The following is a 14,951-nucleotide window of genomic DNA, read 5'->3' on the forward strand; positions in this document are numbered from 1 at the left end:
CTTTAAAGATTTGTATCAGGTTCTCATTTTTTCTATTTTGCAATCAAAGGTATTTATTTTCCAGTCCTTTGACAAAAAAATTTCATTTTCTCCAATTTGCGATGAGTAAATTTACCATGATGTGGGTTGAGGAAACCCAGGATTGTCACCTTTGTTTGCATGAACTAAGGCAAGTTTTTCATAACGGTGGGCGTGTTCGATGAGTTCCGCTGCTTCGTCGTCTGTCACTGTCCGAACTCGTTTGGCGGGAATTCCCACCATGAGCGATCGCGCCTCCACATCTTTGGTGACAATTGCCCCAGCGCCAATAATACTGCCAGCGCCAACCCGGACGCCATCCATCACCACCGCCCCAATGCCAATTAAACTGCCTCGTTCAATGGTTGCCGCATGAATCACCGCCCGGTGCCCGACGGTGACACAATCTTCTAATAATGTCACCTGACCAGGATCTCCGTGGAGAATTGCCCCATCTTGAATATTGGTGCGATCGCCAATAATAATTTTTTCTACATCTCCTCGGATCACCGCCCCATACCAGACACTCGCACCAGCCCCCAATTTCACCCAACCGACCACGGTAGCGGTAGGGGCCACAAATGCCGCCGCCGAAACGTCCGGGATCGGCCAATAATTAGGTAAGTTAGTCATGGATTGGTTAATATGGTTCACAATCATTCCGTCCTTTAATCCGTCCTTTAATCAGAAACACTCGCGAGGTTGCGCCTACCGGCGCCCCAGAATAAGAATCGTGAAGTGGTCAATATCTCTAGGTATAATAAAACCACGAGTGCTGGCGCCAATCCTAATTAATATTTTTGCCGATAACCTGCCTCAATTATGAATCTAGTATTGCAATATCCCATTTTCGGTCCAGAGATTCAATGTCCTCATTGTCGTCAGACAATTCAAGCGCTGACGTTGACAGATAGTTATCTTTGTCAACGGCATGGTGCTTTTGAGGCAAACCCTGACACAAAAGAACTGATTCATTTACAATCGGGGCGTCATTGGCGTCAGTGGGAGGGTGAATGGTATCGACAACATACCCATCCCGATGGGATTCGCTTTGAAATCCATGAAGCCTTGGATCGTCTTTATACTAAGGGATATCGCGCCACTCGCGTGATTATTGCCAAACGCTATGAACAACTCCTGAATTCTTATTTAGAACGTAGCGCCCCTTGGGGAGGTCAGTCTGATGCTCTGCTGCCCAAACTTTATGGCTTACCCGTGGAGTTTAGCCCGGATCCCCAGGAAGACCCCCAATGGCAGGTGATTAATTTTACTTTAGAACAAGAACCTGGAGTCCCCAGTCGCTATCCTTATTTTCGCTTATTTGAGTAGTTATGCACCATGCCTCGATTAGAACTGCGAATATTCACCGAGCGATCGCCTTTTATGAAAAACTGGGGTTTACGGTCAGCGAGCGGTTTACCGCTGGAATTACCTTAGCTTGTTGGCTGGTCGGGGACTTGGGACGAATTGAATTAATCCAAATTCCCGAACCCCGTCCTGCGCCCGATGCTTTTGGGGATGAGCATTATACGGGCTATTATCATTTATCCTTTGATTTAACCGACCAAACCAGCGACTTACCAAGCTGGTTAAGGGATTTACAGCAAAGTTTTGCTGATGCGGCGGCATCAGACCAGGCCATGTTTCAACCGTTGAAAGTGCTGTTGGCACCGACCCAACAGATGATAGGCGACCGTGTTTATGAAATTACTTTTATTGCCGATAGCGACGGGCTGCCCCTAGAATTTATCCGCGTCCTTTGCTAAATAACCAACAACCAACAGCAAAGAGGAAAGAGCAAAGAGAAAAGAGGAAATAGGAAAGAGAAAAGAGGAAAAGTGGTATTTCATTGAAATGCATCACTATTCACTATTCACTATTCACTATTCACTTTCGCCGTTCCACGCCACTTGCTAGACTTGGGGAGACCCCAAGATCGCAGTGGCTCCTGATAACTGTTCCCCTTTCCCCAACCAACAACCAACAACCAACAACCAACAACCAACAACCAACAACAAATGCTGAGTTTATATATATTTTTAGCACTGGGTTTTATCGGCAGTGGCCATTGCGTGGGAATGTGCGGCCCGTTTGTGGTCAGCTATACCCAGTGGAACCGTAACCCCTGGTATTCTCATGTGCTCTATGGTCTGGGTCGTTCTACCACTTATGCCTTTTTAGGATTTCTCACCAGTAGCTTTGGTCATGGATTGCAAAATTTTCTGGGTTTTCGGGCCAGTATTCTGGTAATCGCGGGACTGGTGATGCTTTATATGGCATTAGGTCAGTTGAAGCTTTTTCCCCGAAAACTTCCCTCACTCCAACATTGGCGATTTTATCAAAAGACTGTGGGACGGTTATATGCCAGCAATAGTTGGTATCGCACTTATCCTTTGGGGGTTTTTCTCGGATTTATCCCTTGTGGCTTAACCGCGATCGCCCTGAGTTTGACCATAACTCAGCCCGTGGCGATCGCCACCGCCGGTATGTTTATCTTTGGCTTAGGAACCATGCCCGCAATGGTTGGCTTTGGTCTATTGTTGCAACGACTCAAACTACCCAAACTGGAACGCTACATGGCTGGACTGATGGCATTTCTGGGTTTTTTAACCTTATGGATGGGACTGCATCGTTTAGGATGGATGCCCAAACCGCCTCAAAGTGCCTTACTGATGCGCTTGCATCCCACCACCGTACCCATGCAAAACATCGATCGCTCTAATCCTGCCCCGGAAATGCCCCACCATCATCATTAAAAAAAGGAACGAGTCCGCTTTAAGATGAGAAGAGTCTCTTCTTGTTAGGCAATTCACTGAACAACGATTGACAAAGGTGAACAATTGCGTTAAGCTAGAGGATTTCGTACACAGCAAGCGAGCTAAATGCCGAAATATACATCACCAAGTGAAACATCTCAATAGGTGTATGCTTACATACCCTAAGAAGATGGGAAAGAGACGGCAAGATTCAAGCGATCAGGACACCATCAGGGCAGAGGCGATATGATATTGCATCCTACACGGGAATTTCCAACAAGAGAACGCAACGGGCAATTATCGCTTATGCCCGCGTTTCCAGCCGTGGACAAAAAGCAGACCTCGATCGCCAAGCTGCAAAATTACTCGAACTCTACCCTAACGCCGAGCTCGTCACTGATATCGCCAGTGGTCTTAATTTCAAAAGAAAAGGACTTAGAGCCATTTTGGAGCGAGTCCGTCAAGGGGATGTCGGATTTATTGTGGTTGCCCACAGAGACAGACTTGTTCGTTTCGGGTTTGACCTCCGAACCTGGTTGTGCGAACTCGACAAAACAAAAATCGTGGTTCTCAACCAAGACAGTTTATCCCCAGAACGAGAATTGGTTGAGGACATCCTTGCCATTGTTCACATCTTCAGTCGCCAACTCTACAGACTTACAAAATATAAGTCTGCAATCAAAGAATATCCGGATTTATCCCAGTCCTGAACTGGAAAAAATTTGGAAAAAATGGCGGGCGGCTTGCCGTTATTGTTTTAACCAAGCGATCGCCATGCAGCGTCAATCAACGACTCGGATTAGTAAGCTGAAATTGCGAAATCTGGTCATGCAATCCGATTTACCTCAATGGGTGAAAGAAACGCCTTGCCATATCAGACAAAATGCTATCTTTGACGCACATCAAGCAATAAGTGCGAGTTGTGATGCCAAATTCCGAAGTATCCGTGACCCCCGCCAAACAATCAAATTTAATAATTCCAATTTCACCAAAGGAACATGGTACAGTCAATTAACAAAAACACTTAAGTTTAAGGCAAGTGAACCTATACCAGAGCAATGGGATTATGGTACTCAATTGACTTATCGGCGTGGTAAATGGTTCGCTGTTTTTCCTGAACCTGTAATTAAAAGTCATACATCTTCAAGGAAAATAATTGCCTTAGATCCTGGAGTCAGAACTTTTTTGACTGGGTATGACGGCGATCGAGTCATTGAAATTGGCAACGGGGACATGGGTCGAATCGTGAGATTATGTCAACACGAATATGATTTAATTAGTCGTTCAACTAAGGTAAATGCCAAACGACGCCGTTCCATGAGAAAAGCGGCTAATCGGATTCGAGAAAAGATTCGGAACTTAATTGACGAAGTACACAAAAAAGCAGCCCATTACCTGACTAATAACTATGGATTAATTTTTCTACCTCGCTTTGAGTCTTCCCACATGGTAGCCAAGTCAAGAAGAAAAATTAGGTCTAAAACAGTCAGAAGTATGCTGACTTGGGGAGCCTGTGCGGTCTTGGGGTTTCCCCAAGTGGAGCAACTGGCGTCGCATTATCACTTTAAGTTAATTCTGAAACATCAAGCAGCAAAGCGTGGTTGCGTGGTGCTTGATGTGGGCGAAAGTCATACATCTAAAACCTGTGGAGTGTGTGGACATCGCCATACCAAACTAGGTGGTGCGAAAATACACAAGTGTCCTCCCTGTGGCAGTCAAACTCCTAGAGATGCAAATGGCGCACGTAATATAATGTTACGTGCTTTGAGGGATTCCTTTTTTACTGTCAGTAATGATGGTATTGCTATAGTTACAGTCCGAGCATTGGAAATCAATGTTCAGGAATGTTCAGCTTAAATGAATCAGACAAACAAAATATTCAGCCAGATTTAAACTTATCTCCCATGATTAAACAGTTTGTTTCCTCATCACATAAACTTTTAACCCGTTGGATGCTGCTGCCATTAGTGCTATGGTTCAGCCTGCTGGGGTCGGTCTCGGCGATCGCGGCACCTACGGGTGATTTAGCCCGTCAACCGGCGATCGAGGTGGCAGTGAGTTTAGGCAATACAGCCAATGAACTAAAATTTTTCCCCAATAACTTTGAATTTGAGGGTGGTCGTCGTTACAAGCTGGTATTGACAAATCCCAGTCCCCAAAAACATTATTTCACTGCCAAAGATTTTGCCGATGCTTCCTGGAGTCAAAAAGTAGACGCCGGTAACGTGGAAATCAAAGGGGCGATCCACGAACTAGAACTCAGACCCAACGCGGAAGCGGAATGGGTGTTTGTCCCGGTAAGATCCGGAACCTATCAACTGCGTTGCACTATTCCCGGTCACACCGAAGCGGGAATGATTGGCACCATTACCATTAAACCTGCGGCGCAGGTTTAATCCTCGGTTATCCGGCTGATTTCCACGCAAAAGTTCCCTACATTGTCTGTGGGGAATTTTTGTGGAATCTGTTAAGTTAGTTAAAGACGGTTAATTTATCCAGCTAAAGTGAATATCGGATCCTCGATCGCCTGAAATCAATTTCTTTATTTTAGAAAAATGGGATCGGGCGCGATCGCTGTTCTCCTATTCAAGCAAATATCATCACTACTGACTACATGAACATTCTTGCCAACCTCCTGCAACAACCTGCCCAGAAACCCAGCGTCAAAAACCAACAGCGTCGCCGCACTATTGAACTGAAATCTCCCCGCGAGATTGACATCATGCGTCAGTCTGCGAAAATTGTGGCCACGGTGCTCAAAGAAATTTCTGAAATGGTTCAGCCGGGCATGACCACCGCAGACCTGGATGCTCACGCGGAAAAACGGATTCGGGAAATGGGAGCCACCCCTAGTTTTAAAGGCTATCATGGCTTTCCCGCTTCGATTTGTGCCAGCGTTAACAATGAAGTGGTGCATGGAATTCCTAACAAGAAAAAAGTCTTATGCGCCGGGGATGTCCTCAAGGTAGACACAGGCGCTTATTATGAAGGATTCCACGGGGATTCTTGCATTACTATTGCAGTGGGAGAAGTCACCCCAGAAGCCGCCAAATTAATTCGGGTTGCCGAAGAATCTTTATATAAAGGAATTGAACAAGTCAAAGCGGGCAATTATCTATTAGATATTGCCGGAGCAATTGAAGACCATGTGAAAGCCAATGGTTTTAGTGTGGTCGAAGATTTCACGGGTCATGGTGTGGGTCGGAACCTCCATGAAGAACCTTCGGTGTTCAACTTCCGCACTCGTGAAATGCCCAATGTGAAATTACGCGCTGGGATGACTTTGGCGATCGAGCCGATTCTCAATCAAGGCTCCAAATATACCCGCATTTTAGCGGATAAATGGACAGCGGTAACGGTGGATAATGCCCTATCCGCTCAGTTTGAACATACAGTATTAGTCACCGAAAATGGCTATGAAATTTTAAGCGATCGCACTAAAGTTTAATTAGTTTATTAATTTTTTTGGTGTGAAAAAAAATACCTCTTACTGTCTAGTAAGAGGTATTATTGTTAATAAATTTACATATCAGGGTTGATCGTTATAACAATATAAAATGAATGGCTAAATAAATCACTAAAATCTTATACCATAAAACTCTATGAATTACTCAGCCGCTATCAGGCCGGGGAAAGAAATTTTGCCAAAGCCAACTTGATTGGTGCGGATATGAACAATGTTAACTTAACTGGGGTCAACCTCGAAGGCTCCTTTCTCACAGGTGCTAACCTCAGTCGGGCAGTCTTAAATCAGGCCAACTTGAATGGCGCTTTTCTTTATCGGGCGGATCTAAGTTTTGCCAAACTTCAATCCGCTACGCTAGTTTAATCGAAGCAGACCTGACAAAAACTAATTTAAGATCCGCCTGGGTGGTGAAATCAAAACTCATTGAAACTAAACTCAGTGGCACTTTACTTACTGCGGTGAACCTGGCGGTAGCGAACCTAGAAGGGGTGAATCTTTGTGGTGCGGATTTGCGGGGAATTAATCTGCGCGGTGCAAATTTGACTAAGGCTAATTTGAGTTGGGCAAATCTGAGTGGAGCCCGATTAAGTGGTGCGCGATTACAGGGGGCGCTGCTCAATGGGGTGAAATTTGCTCAAGCATATCTTAATGGGGTGGATTTGAGTGGGTTGGAGTTGGAGGGGGTGGACTTTTCCGAGGCTAAACTCAATGGAGCGAATTTAAGTCAGGCGAATCTGATTGCCAGTAGTTTGATGGCAGCGTCCCTTCGGGGGGCTATGTTGGCGGGGGCAAACTTGCAAGGGGCAGATTTAACTGAAGCGGTGTTGAGTCGAGCGTCTTTAAGTCAAGCGAATTTGACTAGGGCAGATTTGACTGATGCGAATTTACAAGAGGCAGATTTGACCGGCGCGAAACTGAATTTAGCTTGTTTGTTGCGGACTAATCTCAGTGGCGCTGATTTATCTGATGCTTACCTTTGGGTGCTGATCTGTATGAAACGGATTTGGAGCAAGCCAATTTCCTGGGAGCGAGTTTGCGTGATGCGATGATTGCCAACGTAGATATGCATAAAGCGATTTTGCGGGATACTCGGATGCCTGATGGTCAGCTTTATTCCAGCCCAAGATGATCTAGCCCAAGATGATATGATGCCTATCAAATCACGATTTAATATTCCATATAGTTTTTAATCGATGACCGATGAATGATTTGGCTCCTTGGCGATCGCCTCTTGGTCGCGCCCAACATCGCAATCGCAGTTTGCCCAATGCTCGTTATGTTCAGTTAGCCACTGTTCGTCCCAATGGCCGACCGGCGAACCGAACAGTAGTTTTTCGCGGATTTTTAGACCAGACAAATCAGTTAAAATTTGTCACCGATTTTCGCAGTGAAAAACCGGATCAAATTGACCGTTGTCCTTGGGCTGAAGTTTGTTGGTATTTTCCCAAAACTCGCGAACAATTTCGCTTGCAGGGTCGTTTAACTTTAGTCACCGATACCCATCTCGATCCGGTGTTAGCCGTTGCTCGCGAAAAAGCCTGGGCAGAACTTTCAGACGCGGCGCGATCGCAATTTGCATGGCCACATCCCGGACATCCCAGAGAAAATGGCGATGGGTTTAATCCCCCACCGACCGCAGCGGATCGACCCCTTTCTCATTTTTGTTTACTATTACTTGATCCTCTCTCCGTCGATCATTTAGAACTGCGGGGCGACCCACAAAACCGTCGCTTATACCAGCGTCAAAATGATGGGTGGTCAATCCAAGAAATTAATCCTTAAAATTCGCCGCAGGGATGCAGAAACCGGGTTTCTTAATTAAATCTATGTTTTTCGGCAAAAATTATCGCAGAAACCCGGTTTCTTTTGGTTTCTCCCGCACAGGGGTTGATAAACCGGATTCAGAAACCGGGTTTCTTAATTAAATCTATGTTTTTCGGCAAAAATTATCGCAGAAACCCGGTTTCTTTTGGTTTCCCGCACTCAACCCGATTTTTTTGGGTTAATCAGCATCAGGATCGATTCCCAGTTCTCGCAACCGTGCGGCTAATTTCGCGGCCCGTTGTTGTTGCCGTTCCTTTTCCTGCCGTTCTTGTTCCGCCCGTTGGCTTTCTTGTTCAGCCCGCAGACGTTCTTGTTCCGCCCGTTGGCTTTCTTGTTCTGCCCGCAGACGTTCTTGTTCCTTTTCCAGACGTTCGCGCTCGGCTCGCAGTTGTTCGCGATCGCCTCTCTCTCGTTCTTCGCCATAAGTGCGTAAATACTCGCCGGTCTGACGATGGAAAAAACGCAACTGACCATCAATTAGGAGATGCATTTCTAATCCCAATACTTCAGAAGGGAAACAAAGGGTGCCATCTGCCAACGCAGTGGGTGCGATCGGCGAGTAAGTATTGCCCTCTAACCTTCTGCCCTTGAGTGGAGGGTTCAGATAATCCCCCGTTGGGTCATATTGGAAATATTCCGTTACACCCATTTGAGCATAAGTGCGGGGTTTTTCTTGTTCATCCTGATGTCTTGTGCTCCGGGAAGTTATTTCTAGAACCCAGGAAGGCGCTTTGTCATTTTCTTCCCAGATTTTATAACTGCGGCGTTGACGGTTTTCTACCCCAAAAACCACAAATACATCCGGAGCAACTACCGCATCAGGGACTCCTTGCTGGTAACATAGCCACAAATTACCGGAAACATAAACATCCGATCGCTTTTGAAAATATAGTTTTAGGGCTTCTACTCCATAAACTAAATAATCACGAGTGGGGTCACTTTCTGCCATAGGTGCGCCGTCTGGTTCGGGATAAAATATCGGGGTTTTTAGGGATGCTTGGGTCATGGATATCCTCCCAGCTAGGGGACTTATTCTGAGTATAGGCGATCGCCCCATCCTGGGCGTAGAAACCGGGTTTCTTCAAGAAACCCGGTTTCTGAATTAAATCTATGTTTTTCGGCAAAAATTGCCGGCAGTTACCCGATTTCTTGCTTTTGATCGCAGTTTTAATTATTGTCTACATGACTGACACGGCGCAGATTTAAGACATCACTCATTTGTTTGATTTGAGTGAAGGTGCGGTCAAGCTGAACCCGATCGCGGATTTCAATGCCTAAGTCAATCACCGCTGGGCGATCCATGTAGGTTTTGACGTTGGCACTGCGGACATTTACATGATTATCCTTTAAGCGAGAAAGAATGTCATTGAGAACCCCCACGCGGTCGATCACTTCAATAGAAATATCAATCGGATAGGTTTGGGGGCGCGCTTCGTCTTCACTGGTGGGGTTCCAATTCACCGGGACTAGGCGATCGCCAGGAATGCTATCCACATTGGGACAACCTTGCCGGTGAATGGAAATGCCCCGGGCGCCACGAGTCACTACCCCAATAATGTCTTCTCCAGGAACGGGATTACAACAGCCAGCAATTTGATAAAGTAAACCTTCCACACCGGCGATCGGAGATTTTTTCCCTGGTAGGATCGACGGGGATTCTCGCAATAGCCGAGTGGAAGCGATCGCCGTGGGTTGAACCGACTCAATTTCTGTGGCTTGAGGGGTATTGGCTTTGACATAATCTTGCAGACGATGTACCACTTGATTCAAAGTGATTTCGCCATATCCCAGACCCGCTAACAAATCATCGACGGTTTGGTAATTAGATCGTTGGGCAACCATCTGCATGGGTTCTGATTTGAGTAAGGCTTCAAAGCCATTTTTACCCATTTCTTTTTCCAACATATCTCGACCGCGATCAATGTTGTCATCCCGGTGCGATCGCTTATACCATTGGCGAATCCGAGTTTTGGCCGTAGTAGTGACGACAAAATTCAACCAATCTAAAGAAGGATGACTATTTTTCTGGGTCATCACTTCCACAATATCCCCGTTCTTCAGCAGCGTATCTAACGTCACCATGCGATCGTTCACCCGTGCCCCGCAACAATGATTGCCTATTTCTGTATGAATGCGATAGGCAAAATCAATGGGGGTTGCCCCTCGTTTCAGGGAAACTACATCGCCCCGTGGGGTAAACACATAGACATCATCATCAAATAGATTATCTTTGATATTTTCCAGATATTCCTGAGCATCTTTCAGGTCACTTTGCCAATCCAACAATTGACGTAACCAAGTAAATTTTTCATCGTCATTGGTTAATTGAGCATCAGAAGACCCCGTTTCTTTATATTTCCAATGCGCGGCAATTCCATACTCAGCAATATGGTGCATTTCTTGGGTTCTAATTTGCACTTCAATCGGACGACCTGTTGGCCCAATCACTCCCGTATGTAAAGACTGGTAGCGGTTGGGTTTGGGCAGACCAATATAGTCTTTAAAACGACCTGGAATTGGCCGAAATAGGTCGTGAACTACGGCCAAAGCCCGATAACATTCTTCATTATTTTCTACAATAATTCGCATGGCGGCGACATCGTATATTTCGTGAAATTGCTTTTGTTGTCGCTGCATTTTCTGGTAAATCCCATAGAGGTGTTTGGGACGACCATTAATATCGATACAGTTAATATGAGCTTTTTCTAAACGCTGTCTTAAAGTCTGAGTCAGAGTGGCTAACCGGGCTTCTCTTTCCGTGCGTTTTTCGGCGACTAACAATTGCGTTTCCCGATAAGCTTCTGGATCGAGATATTTAAAGGATAAATCTTCTAATTCCCATTTAAATCGGCCAATCCCTAAACGATTAGCTAATGGGGCAAAAATTTCTAAAGTTTCGCTGGCAATTCGGCGGCGTTTGGCATCCGCTAGAGACTCTAAAGTTCTCATGTTATGCAGGCGATCGGCTAATTTTACCACAATGACCCGAATATCTTGAGCCATTGCCAAAAACATTCGCCGAAAGTTTTCTGCCTGGCGTTCAGTTTTGCTAGAAAAGTTAAATTTAGAAAGTTTGGTGACTCCTTCGACTAAGCTGGCAACTTCGGGGCCAAAGCGTTGCTCTAAATCTGCTACGGTGACATCGGTATCTTCTACAATGTCATGGAGAAAACCGGCAGCAATCATGGCGCTGCTGCCACCGAGATCCCGGAGTAACCCCGCTACGGCGATCGGGTGACAGATATAGGGCTCTCCCGATGCTCTTCGCTGACATTCATGGAGGTGATAGGCAAATTCAAATGCTCGACAAATCAAGGCATTGTCGGCGGGAGATATTTCTGGAAAAGCTGATTTACCTTGGGTTTCGGCTATTAGACAATTGTTAAGCCAATCGGGTAATTCAACATTAAAAGTACAGGTGGGCGCAGCAGTGTTCATAAGGATGGTATGAGTACAGTGAAAGGATTTAGGGAGGAGCGAGCGGTGAATGATGGTCGATAATTGGTTAATTGTAAAGGATGTCTGTATCTATAGATACATTTTACCCAGTGGAGAGAACAGAAAGTCCCACCATTTTCTCTGGTTCAGGGCATTGTGCCGCTAGAGTCGATTCAGAGAATATAAATTGGGCTGCTTTCAAGGGCGATCGCCCCTGAATCCAGCACTACTCCAGCTTTATAGGTTTGTGTAAAACTCTTGCTTTCTATTATATAAACCAAATTTTTAGGCAGAAATCAACGATGTCAGAGATTCATTACCCGCAATATCTAAGCTTTCAACAATCTCTCGAAGAAATCCATAACACGATCGCTCAGTTCAACTCTCAGTCTGAGTTAAATCAAACTGCCTTGTTAGCGGCACTATCCCAAGTCCAAGAATTATTTAAGCAAGAAATTCTCACCATAAACTTGGATGAATTGCCCAAGGAACGCATCTCTTTAGTCCAGTCATATCGGACAGAAATGCACAAGCATCTGAGTTTGTTGACCACCGATGTCATGTTTTTCCAAACCGCTCGACAACCCACTACCAAGCAACAACGTTTGGCACAAATTAGCGATCGCCTAGGGATTTTGATTCGTTACTGTGATGTCCTTTTAGAATAAAATCTGCTGGTTGTGGCAACTTAAAAAATTTTTGTCAAGATTTTTGTCAAGAGGGAGGTGAACCCTCGCGATTGATTAACTAATGATTAACTAAATATCGCCTTCGGAGAGATACCGTGATGAAATGTCCAAAAGATAGAAAAGTTGAGTTGGTAGACGGCTGGTTAAGTGAGGATTTAGCGGTTCATTGTTGTCCAGACTGTCAGGGAAATTGGATTTCCCTGGATACTTATGAGGAATGGCGCAGCCAACAACCCCAATGGTTACGACAACGGGGCGCTACCTCGACTCCAGGGGAGATTATGGTGGAAGTCTCACCCTCCGATAACCGTGCGGGTTTGTGTCCTAAGTGCGATCGCTATCTGTCTCGGAGCAAAGTTCAGATCAAAACTCCCTTTTATGTGGAACGTTGTTCCGCTTGCGGCGGCTTTTGGTGCGATCGCGGCGAATGGGAAGCTTTGGTAGAATTAGCCCTCAGCTATAACCTAGAACAAGTATTTTCTGGGGAATGGCAATCCCTGATTCGCTCCAGACAATATCTGGAAAATGCGCGTCAGGCGATCGTTGATAAACTCGGTCCAGAAATCGCCGGAAAAATTTTTGCCCTCGCAGAAATCTTAGAACAACATCCCAACGGGGATTTTGGCGTCGCTTATTTAATGCGTCGCTTGGATAAACCGCAGTAAGAGTGCGGGGGAAGAGAGGGTGTAGGGGTTTGAGAGGGTGTAGGGTGTAGGGTGTAGGGTGTAGGGGTTTGAGGAAAGAGGATGCATAGGATGCATAGGATGCATAGGATGCATAGGATGCATAGGAAAATTCTCTCTTTTCTTTTCTCTATTCTCTATTCTCTCTTCTCTTTTCTCTCTTCCCCCCACACCGATGGCGGCCGATGGCGGCCCCAACCAACAACCAACAACAACCAACAACCAACAACCAACAAAAAAATATGCCAAATGTTTTGTTTTCTGTAGAAAATCTGCGTATTGCTTACCCCCAAGATGAGGAGGAGAAATCTCTGAGGTGGGCTGTGAATGGGGTGTCATTCCAAATTGCCCCAGGAGAACGCTTGGGACTGGTGGGTGAGTCGGGCTGCGGCAAGTCCACTTTGGGACGGGCGGCGATGCGCTTGTTGCCCTCTGGGAGCCAAGTTCAGGGGGGGATTAAGTTTGCCGGAAAATCGGTGTTTGATTTGTCACCAGATGACCTGAGACGCTTTCGCGGTGAAGAAATTGCCTTGATTTTTCAAGACCCGATGACTCGCTTAGATCCCCTGATGACCATTGGCGAACATTGTGTTGAGACTTTAATGGCCCATAAGCCTACCCTGACGAAGCAGGAAGCGGAGAATATTGCGAAGAAAACTTTGGAAACGGTGAAAATTCCCCCAGGGAGATGGTCTCAATATCCCCATGAGTTTAGTGGGGGGATGCGGCAACGGGTGGCGATCGCCCTTGCCCTTTTACTCCAGCCCAAAATGATTGTCGCCGATGAACCGACCACCAGTTTAGATGTCACCGTATCGGCGGAAATTTTGCAGGAACTTACCCGACTTTGTGCCGAATTGGATTTAGGACTATTGTTGATTTCTCACGATTTAGCAATGGTGGGAGAATATTGCGATCGCATTGCGGTGATGTATCAGGGCGAATTAGTAGAAATTGGCAATACCCAAGATGTGTTAGCAAATCCCCAACATCCCTATACCCAATCCCTATTAAAAGCGGCGTTACATATTCAAGCGGTTAAGCCAAATAACGCTCAGATTACCGCCGATAATGCCGATAATATTATACCAGAAAAAGATGCTAATGTCAATAATAATAATATAGAAAATATAGATAAAGTAGAGTCATATCCGCTGCTGAAATTAACGGATTTACAACAACATTATACTTTAGAAAGTAATTTTATTCAACGGTGGTTATTTTCCCAACCGGGACAAAAAATTAAAGCGGTAGATGGAATCAGTTTAGAACTGTATCCGGGGGAAATTTTAGGCTTAGTTGGTGAGTCCGGTTGTGGCAAAAGTACCCTCTCCCGGACTATTTTACACTTAGTCCGACCCACCGGGGGAAAAGTGGAGTTTCTTGGCCATGATTTAACCAAACTTTCGCCGAATTCTATTCGACAACAACGGCGAAATATGCAAATGGTATTTCAAGACCCCCATGCTTGTTTAAATCCGATGATGACCGTGGGGCAAAGTATTGCCGATCCGTTGTTAATTCATAAATTAGCCAAGCCCACGGAAGCGAAACAACAAGTTGAGCAAATGTTAGCCAGAGTGGGGTTAGATCCAGGGATATTTTACGATCGCTATCCAGGAGAATTGTCCGGGGGACAACAGCAGCGAGTGGCGATCGCTAGAGCCCTAATTACGCGACCCCAATTAGTAATTTGTGATGAGCCGGTGAGTATGCTGGATGCTAGTGTCCAAACCCAAGTATTAGAGTTAATGTTGGACTTGAAAAAAGAGTTTGATTTAACCTATTTATTTATTACCCATGATTTGTGGGTAGCACGATTTTTCTGCGATCGCATTGCCGTAATGAACTCAGGCAAAATTGTGGAAATTGGCATCACTCACGATATTTTTACCAACCCCCAACATCCCTATACCAAAACTTTATTAAACGCTGCCCCATTACTGGCGCGTACTTAGGGTCTGAGGTCGTCCGAAATTGTGGGAGTGCAGAGGTGTCTCTGAGTGCAGGAGAGAATTTAGGGGCTGGCGGATTCTCCTTTATATCTCAGGTAGACAAACTCAATTTCTTGTGATTT

At 45.5% G+C, this 14,951-nt stretch carries 17 protein-coding genes; 14 read left to right on the forward strand and 3 right to left on the reverse strand.

All coding sequences use genetic code 11. The features are described 5' to 3' along the window. Positions 1-111 precede the first annotated feature (111 nt). Positions 112-678 (reverse strand): gamma carbonic anhydrase family protein, encoded by a 567-nt coding sequence (locus ABWT76_RS16405; RefSeq protein WP_082349006.1) that lies wholly within the window; start codon positions 676-678, stop codon positions 112-114. A gap of 162 nt (positions 679-840) precedes the next feature. Here ABWT76_RS16405 and ABWT76_RS16410 point away from each other — a divergent pair, with 162 nt between their 5' ends. From ABWT76_RS16410 to ABWT76_RS16460, 11 genes are all read left to right on the forward strand, one after another. Then, positions 841-1,347 (forward strand): TIGR02652 family protein, encoded by a 507-nt coding sequence (locus tag ABWT76_RS16410; protein ID WP_054469142.1) that lies wholly within the window; start codon positions 841-843, stop codon positions 1,345-1,347. A gap of 2 nt (positions 1,348-1,349) precedes the next feature. Beyond that, positions 1,350-1,784 carry a VOC family protein gene (locus tag ABWT76_RS16415; RefSeq protein WP_054469141.1) on the forward strand — a complete coding sequence of 145 codons (435 nt, stop codon included), beginning with the start codon at positions 1,350-1,352 and terminating at the stop codon, positions 1,782-1,784. A 252-nt stretch (positions 1,785-2,036) separates the two neighbouring features. Beyond that, entirely contained in the window at positions 2,037-2,774 is a 738-nt protein-coding gene (locus ABWT76_RS16420; protein WP_054469140.1) for a sulfite exporter TauE/SafE family protein, read from the forward strand. Positions 2,775-2,929: 155 nt separating this feature from the next. Next, positions 2,930-3,484: an IS607 family transposase gene (locus tag ABWT76_RS16425; protein WP_156331974.1), complete on the forward strand. Its 555-nt coding sequence runs from the start codon at positions 2,930-2,932 to the stop codon at positions 3,482-3,484. Beyond that, positions 3,393-4,631: an RNA-guided endonuclease TnpB family protein gene (locus tag ABWT76_RS16430; protein ID WP_197285365.1), complete on the forward strand. Its 1,239-nt coding sequence runs from the start codon at positions 3,393-3,395 to the stop codon at positions 4,629-4,631. The genes ABWT76_RS16425 and ABWT76_RS16430 overlap by 92 nt, the downstream gene beginning before the upstream one ends. Next, positions 4,619-5,170 (forward strand): plastocyanin/azurin family copper-binding protein, encoded by a 552-nt coding sequence (locus ABWT76_RS16435; protein ID WP_322096582.1) that lies wholly within the window; start codon positions 4,619-4,621, stop codon positions 5,168-5,170. Before ABWT76_RS16430 ends, ABWT76_RS16435 begins: the two co-directional genes overlap by 13 nt. A gap of 218 nt (positions 5,171-5,388) precedes the next feature. Beyond that, positions 5,389-6,222, forward strand: a complete 834-nt coding sequence (gene map / locus ABWT76_RS16440; RefSeq protein WP_054469138.1) for a type I methionyl aminopeptidase — start codon at positions 5,389-5,391, stop codon at positions 6,220-6,222. A gap of 222 nt (positions 6,223-6,444) precedes the next feature. Further along, the gene (locus ABWT76_RS16445) at positions 6,445-6,603 is read left to right on the forward strand and encodes a pentapeptide repeat-containing protein (RefSeq protein ID WP_231636908.1); all 159 of its coding nucleotides are present in this window, start codon (positions 6,445-6,447) and stop codon (positions 6,601-6,603) included. 44 nt (positions 6,604-6,647) lie between these two features. Then, positions 6,648-7,289 (forward strand): pentapeptide repeat-containing protein, encoded by a 642-nt coding sequence (locus ABWT76_RS16450; RefSeq protein ID WP_231636907.1) that lies wholly within the window; start codon positions 6,648-6,650, stop codon positions 7,287-7,289. After that, complete coding sequence (locus ABWT76_RS16455; RefSeq protein WP_242053143.1) at positions 7,274-7,369, forward strand: hypothetical protein; 96 nt, start codon at positions 7,274-7,276, stop codon at positions 7,367-7,369. Before ABWT76_RS16450 ends, ABWT76_RS16455 begins: the two co-directional genes overlap by 16 nt. Before the next feature lie 71 nt (positions 7,370-7,440). Beyond that, positions 7,441-8,022 carry an Npun_F5749 family FMN-dependent PPOX-type flavoprotein gene (locus ABWT76_RS16460; RefSeq protein WP_054469137.1) on the forward strand — a complete coding sequence of 194 codons (582 nt, stop codon included), beginning with the start codon at positions 7,441-7,443 and terminating at the stop codon, positions 8,020-8,022. A 220-nt stretch (positions 8,023-8,242) separates the two neighbouring features. On the opposite strand, the gene ABWT76_RS16465 is transcribed toward ABWT76_RS16460, so the two are convergent. Both ABWT76_RS16465 and ABWT76_RS16470 read right to left on the reverse strand, forming a co-directional pair. Next, on the reverse strand, positions 8,243-9,070 hold the full coding sequence (locus tag ABWT76_RS16465) for a Uma2 family endonuclease (RefSeq protein WP_054469136.1): 828 nt from the start codon (positions 9,068-9,070) through the stop codon (positions 8,243-8,245). Between the two features lie 161 nt (positions 9,071-9,231). Further along, positions 9,232-11,502, reverse strand: a complete 2,271-nt coding sequence (locus tag ABWT76_RS16470; protein ID WP_072160889.1) for a bifunctional (p)ppGpp synthetase/guanosine-3',5'-bis(diphosphate) 3'-pyrophosphohydrolase — start codon at positions 11,500-11,502, stop codon at positions 9,232-9,234. A gap of 302 nt (positions 11,503-11,804) precedes the next feature. Between ABWT76_RS16470 and patD the strand changes: the two genes are divergently transcribed. From patD to ABWT76_RS16485, 3 genes are all read left to right on the forward strand, one after another. After that, positions 11,805-12,170: a heterocyst frequency control protein PatD gene (gene patD, locus ABWT76_RS16475; RefSeq protein ID WP_054469134.1), complete on the forward strand. Its 366-nt coding sequence runs from the start codon at positions 11,805-11,807 to the stop codon at positions 12,168-12,170. Positions 12,171-12,289: 119 nt separating this feature from the next. Then, positions 12,290-12,856: a zf-TFIIB domain-containing protein gene (locus ABWT76_RS16480; protein WP_054469133.1), complete on the forward strand. Its 567-nt coding sequence runs from the start codon at positions 12,290-12,292 to the stop codon at positions 12,854-12,856. A 260-nt stretch (positions 12,857-13,116) separates the two neighbouring features. After that, positions 13,117-14,832, forward strand: a complete 1,716-nt coding sequence (locus ABWT76_RS16485) for an ABC transporter ATP-binding protein (RefSeq protein ID WP_054469164.1) — start codon at positions 13,117-13,119, stop codon at positions 14,830-14,832. Positions 14,833-14,951: the final 119 nt, after the last annotated feature.

Origin of the sequence: Planktothricoides raciborskii GIHE-MW2, from assembly GCF_040564635.1 — a bacterium.
Classification (GTDB): Bacteria; Cyanobacteriota; Cyanobacteriia; order Cyanobacteriales; family Laspinemataceae; genus Planktothricoides; species Planktothricoides raciborskii.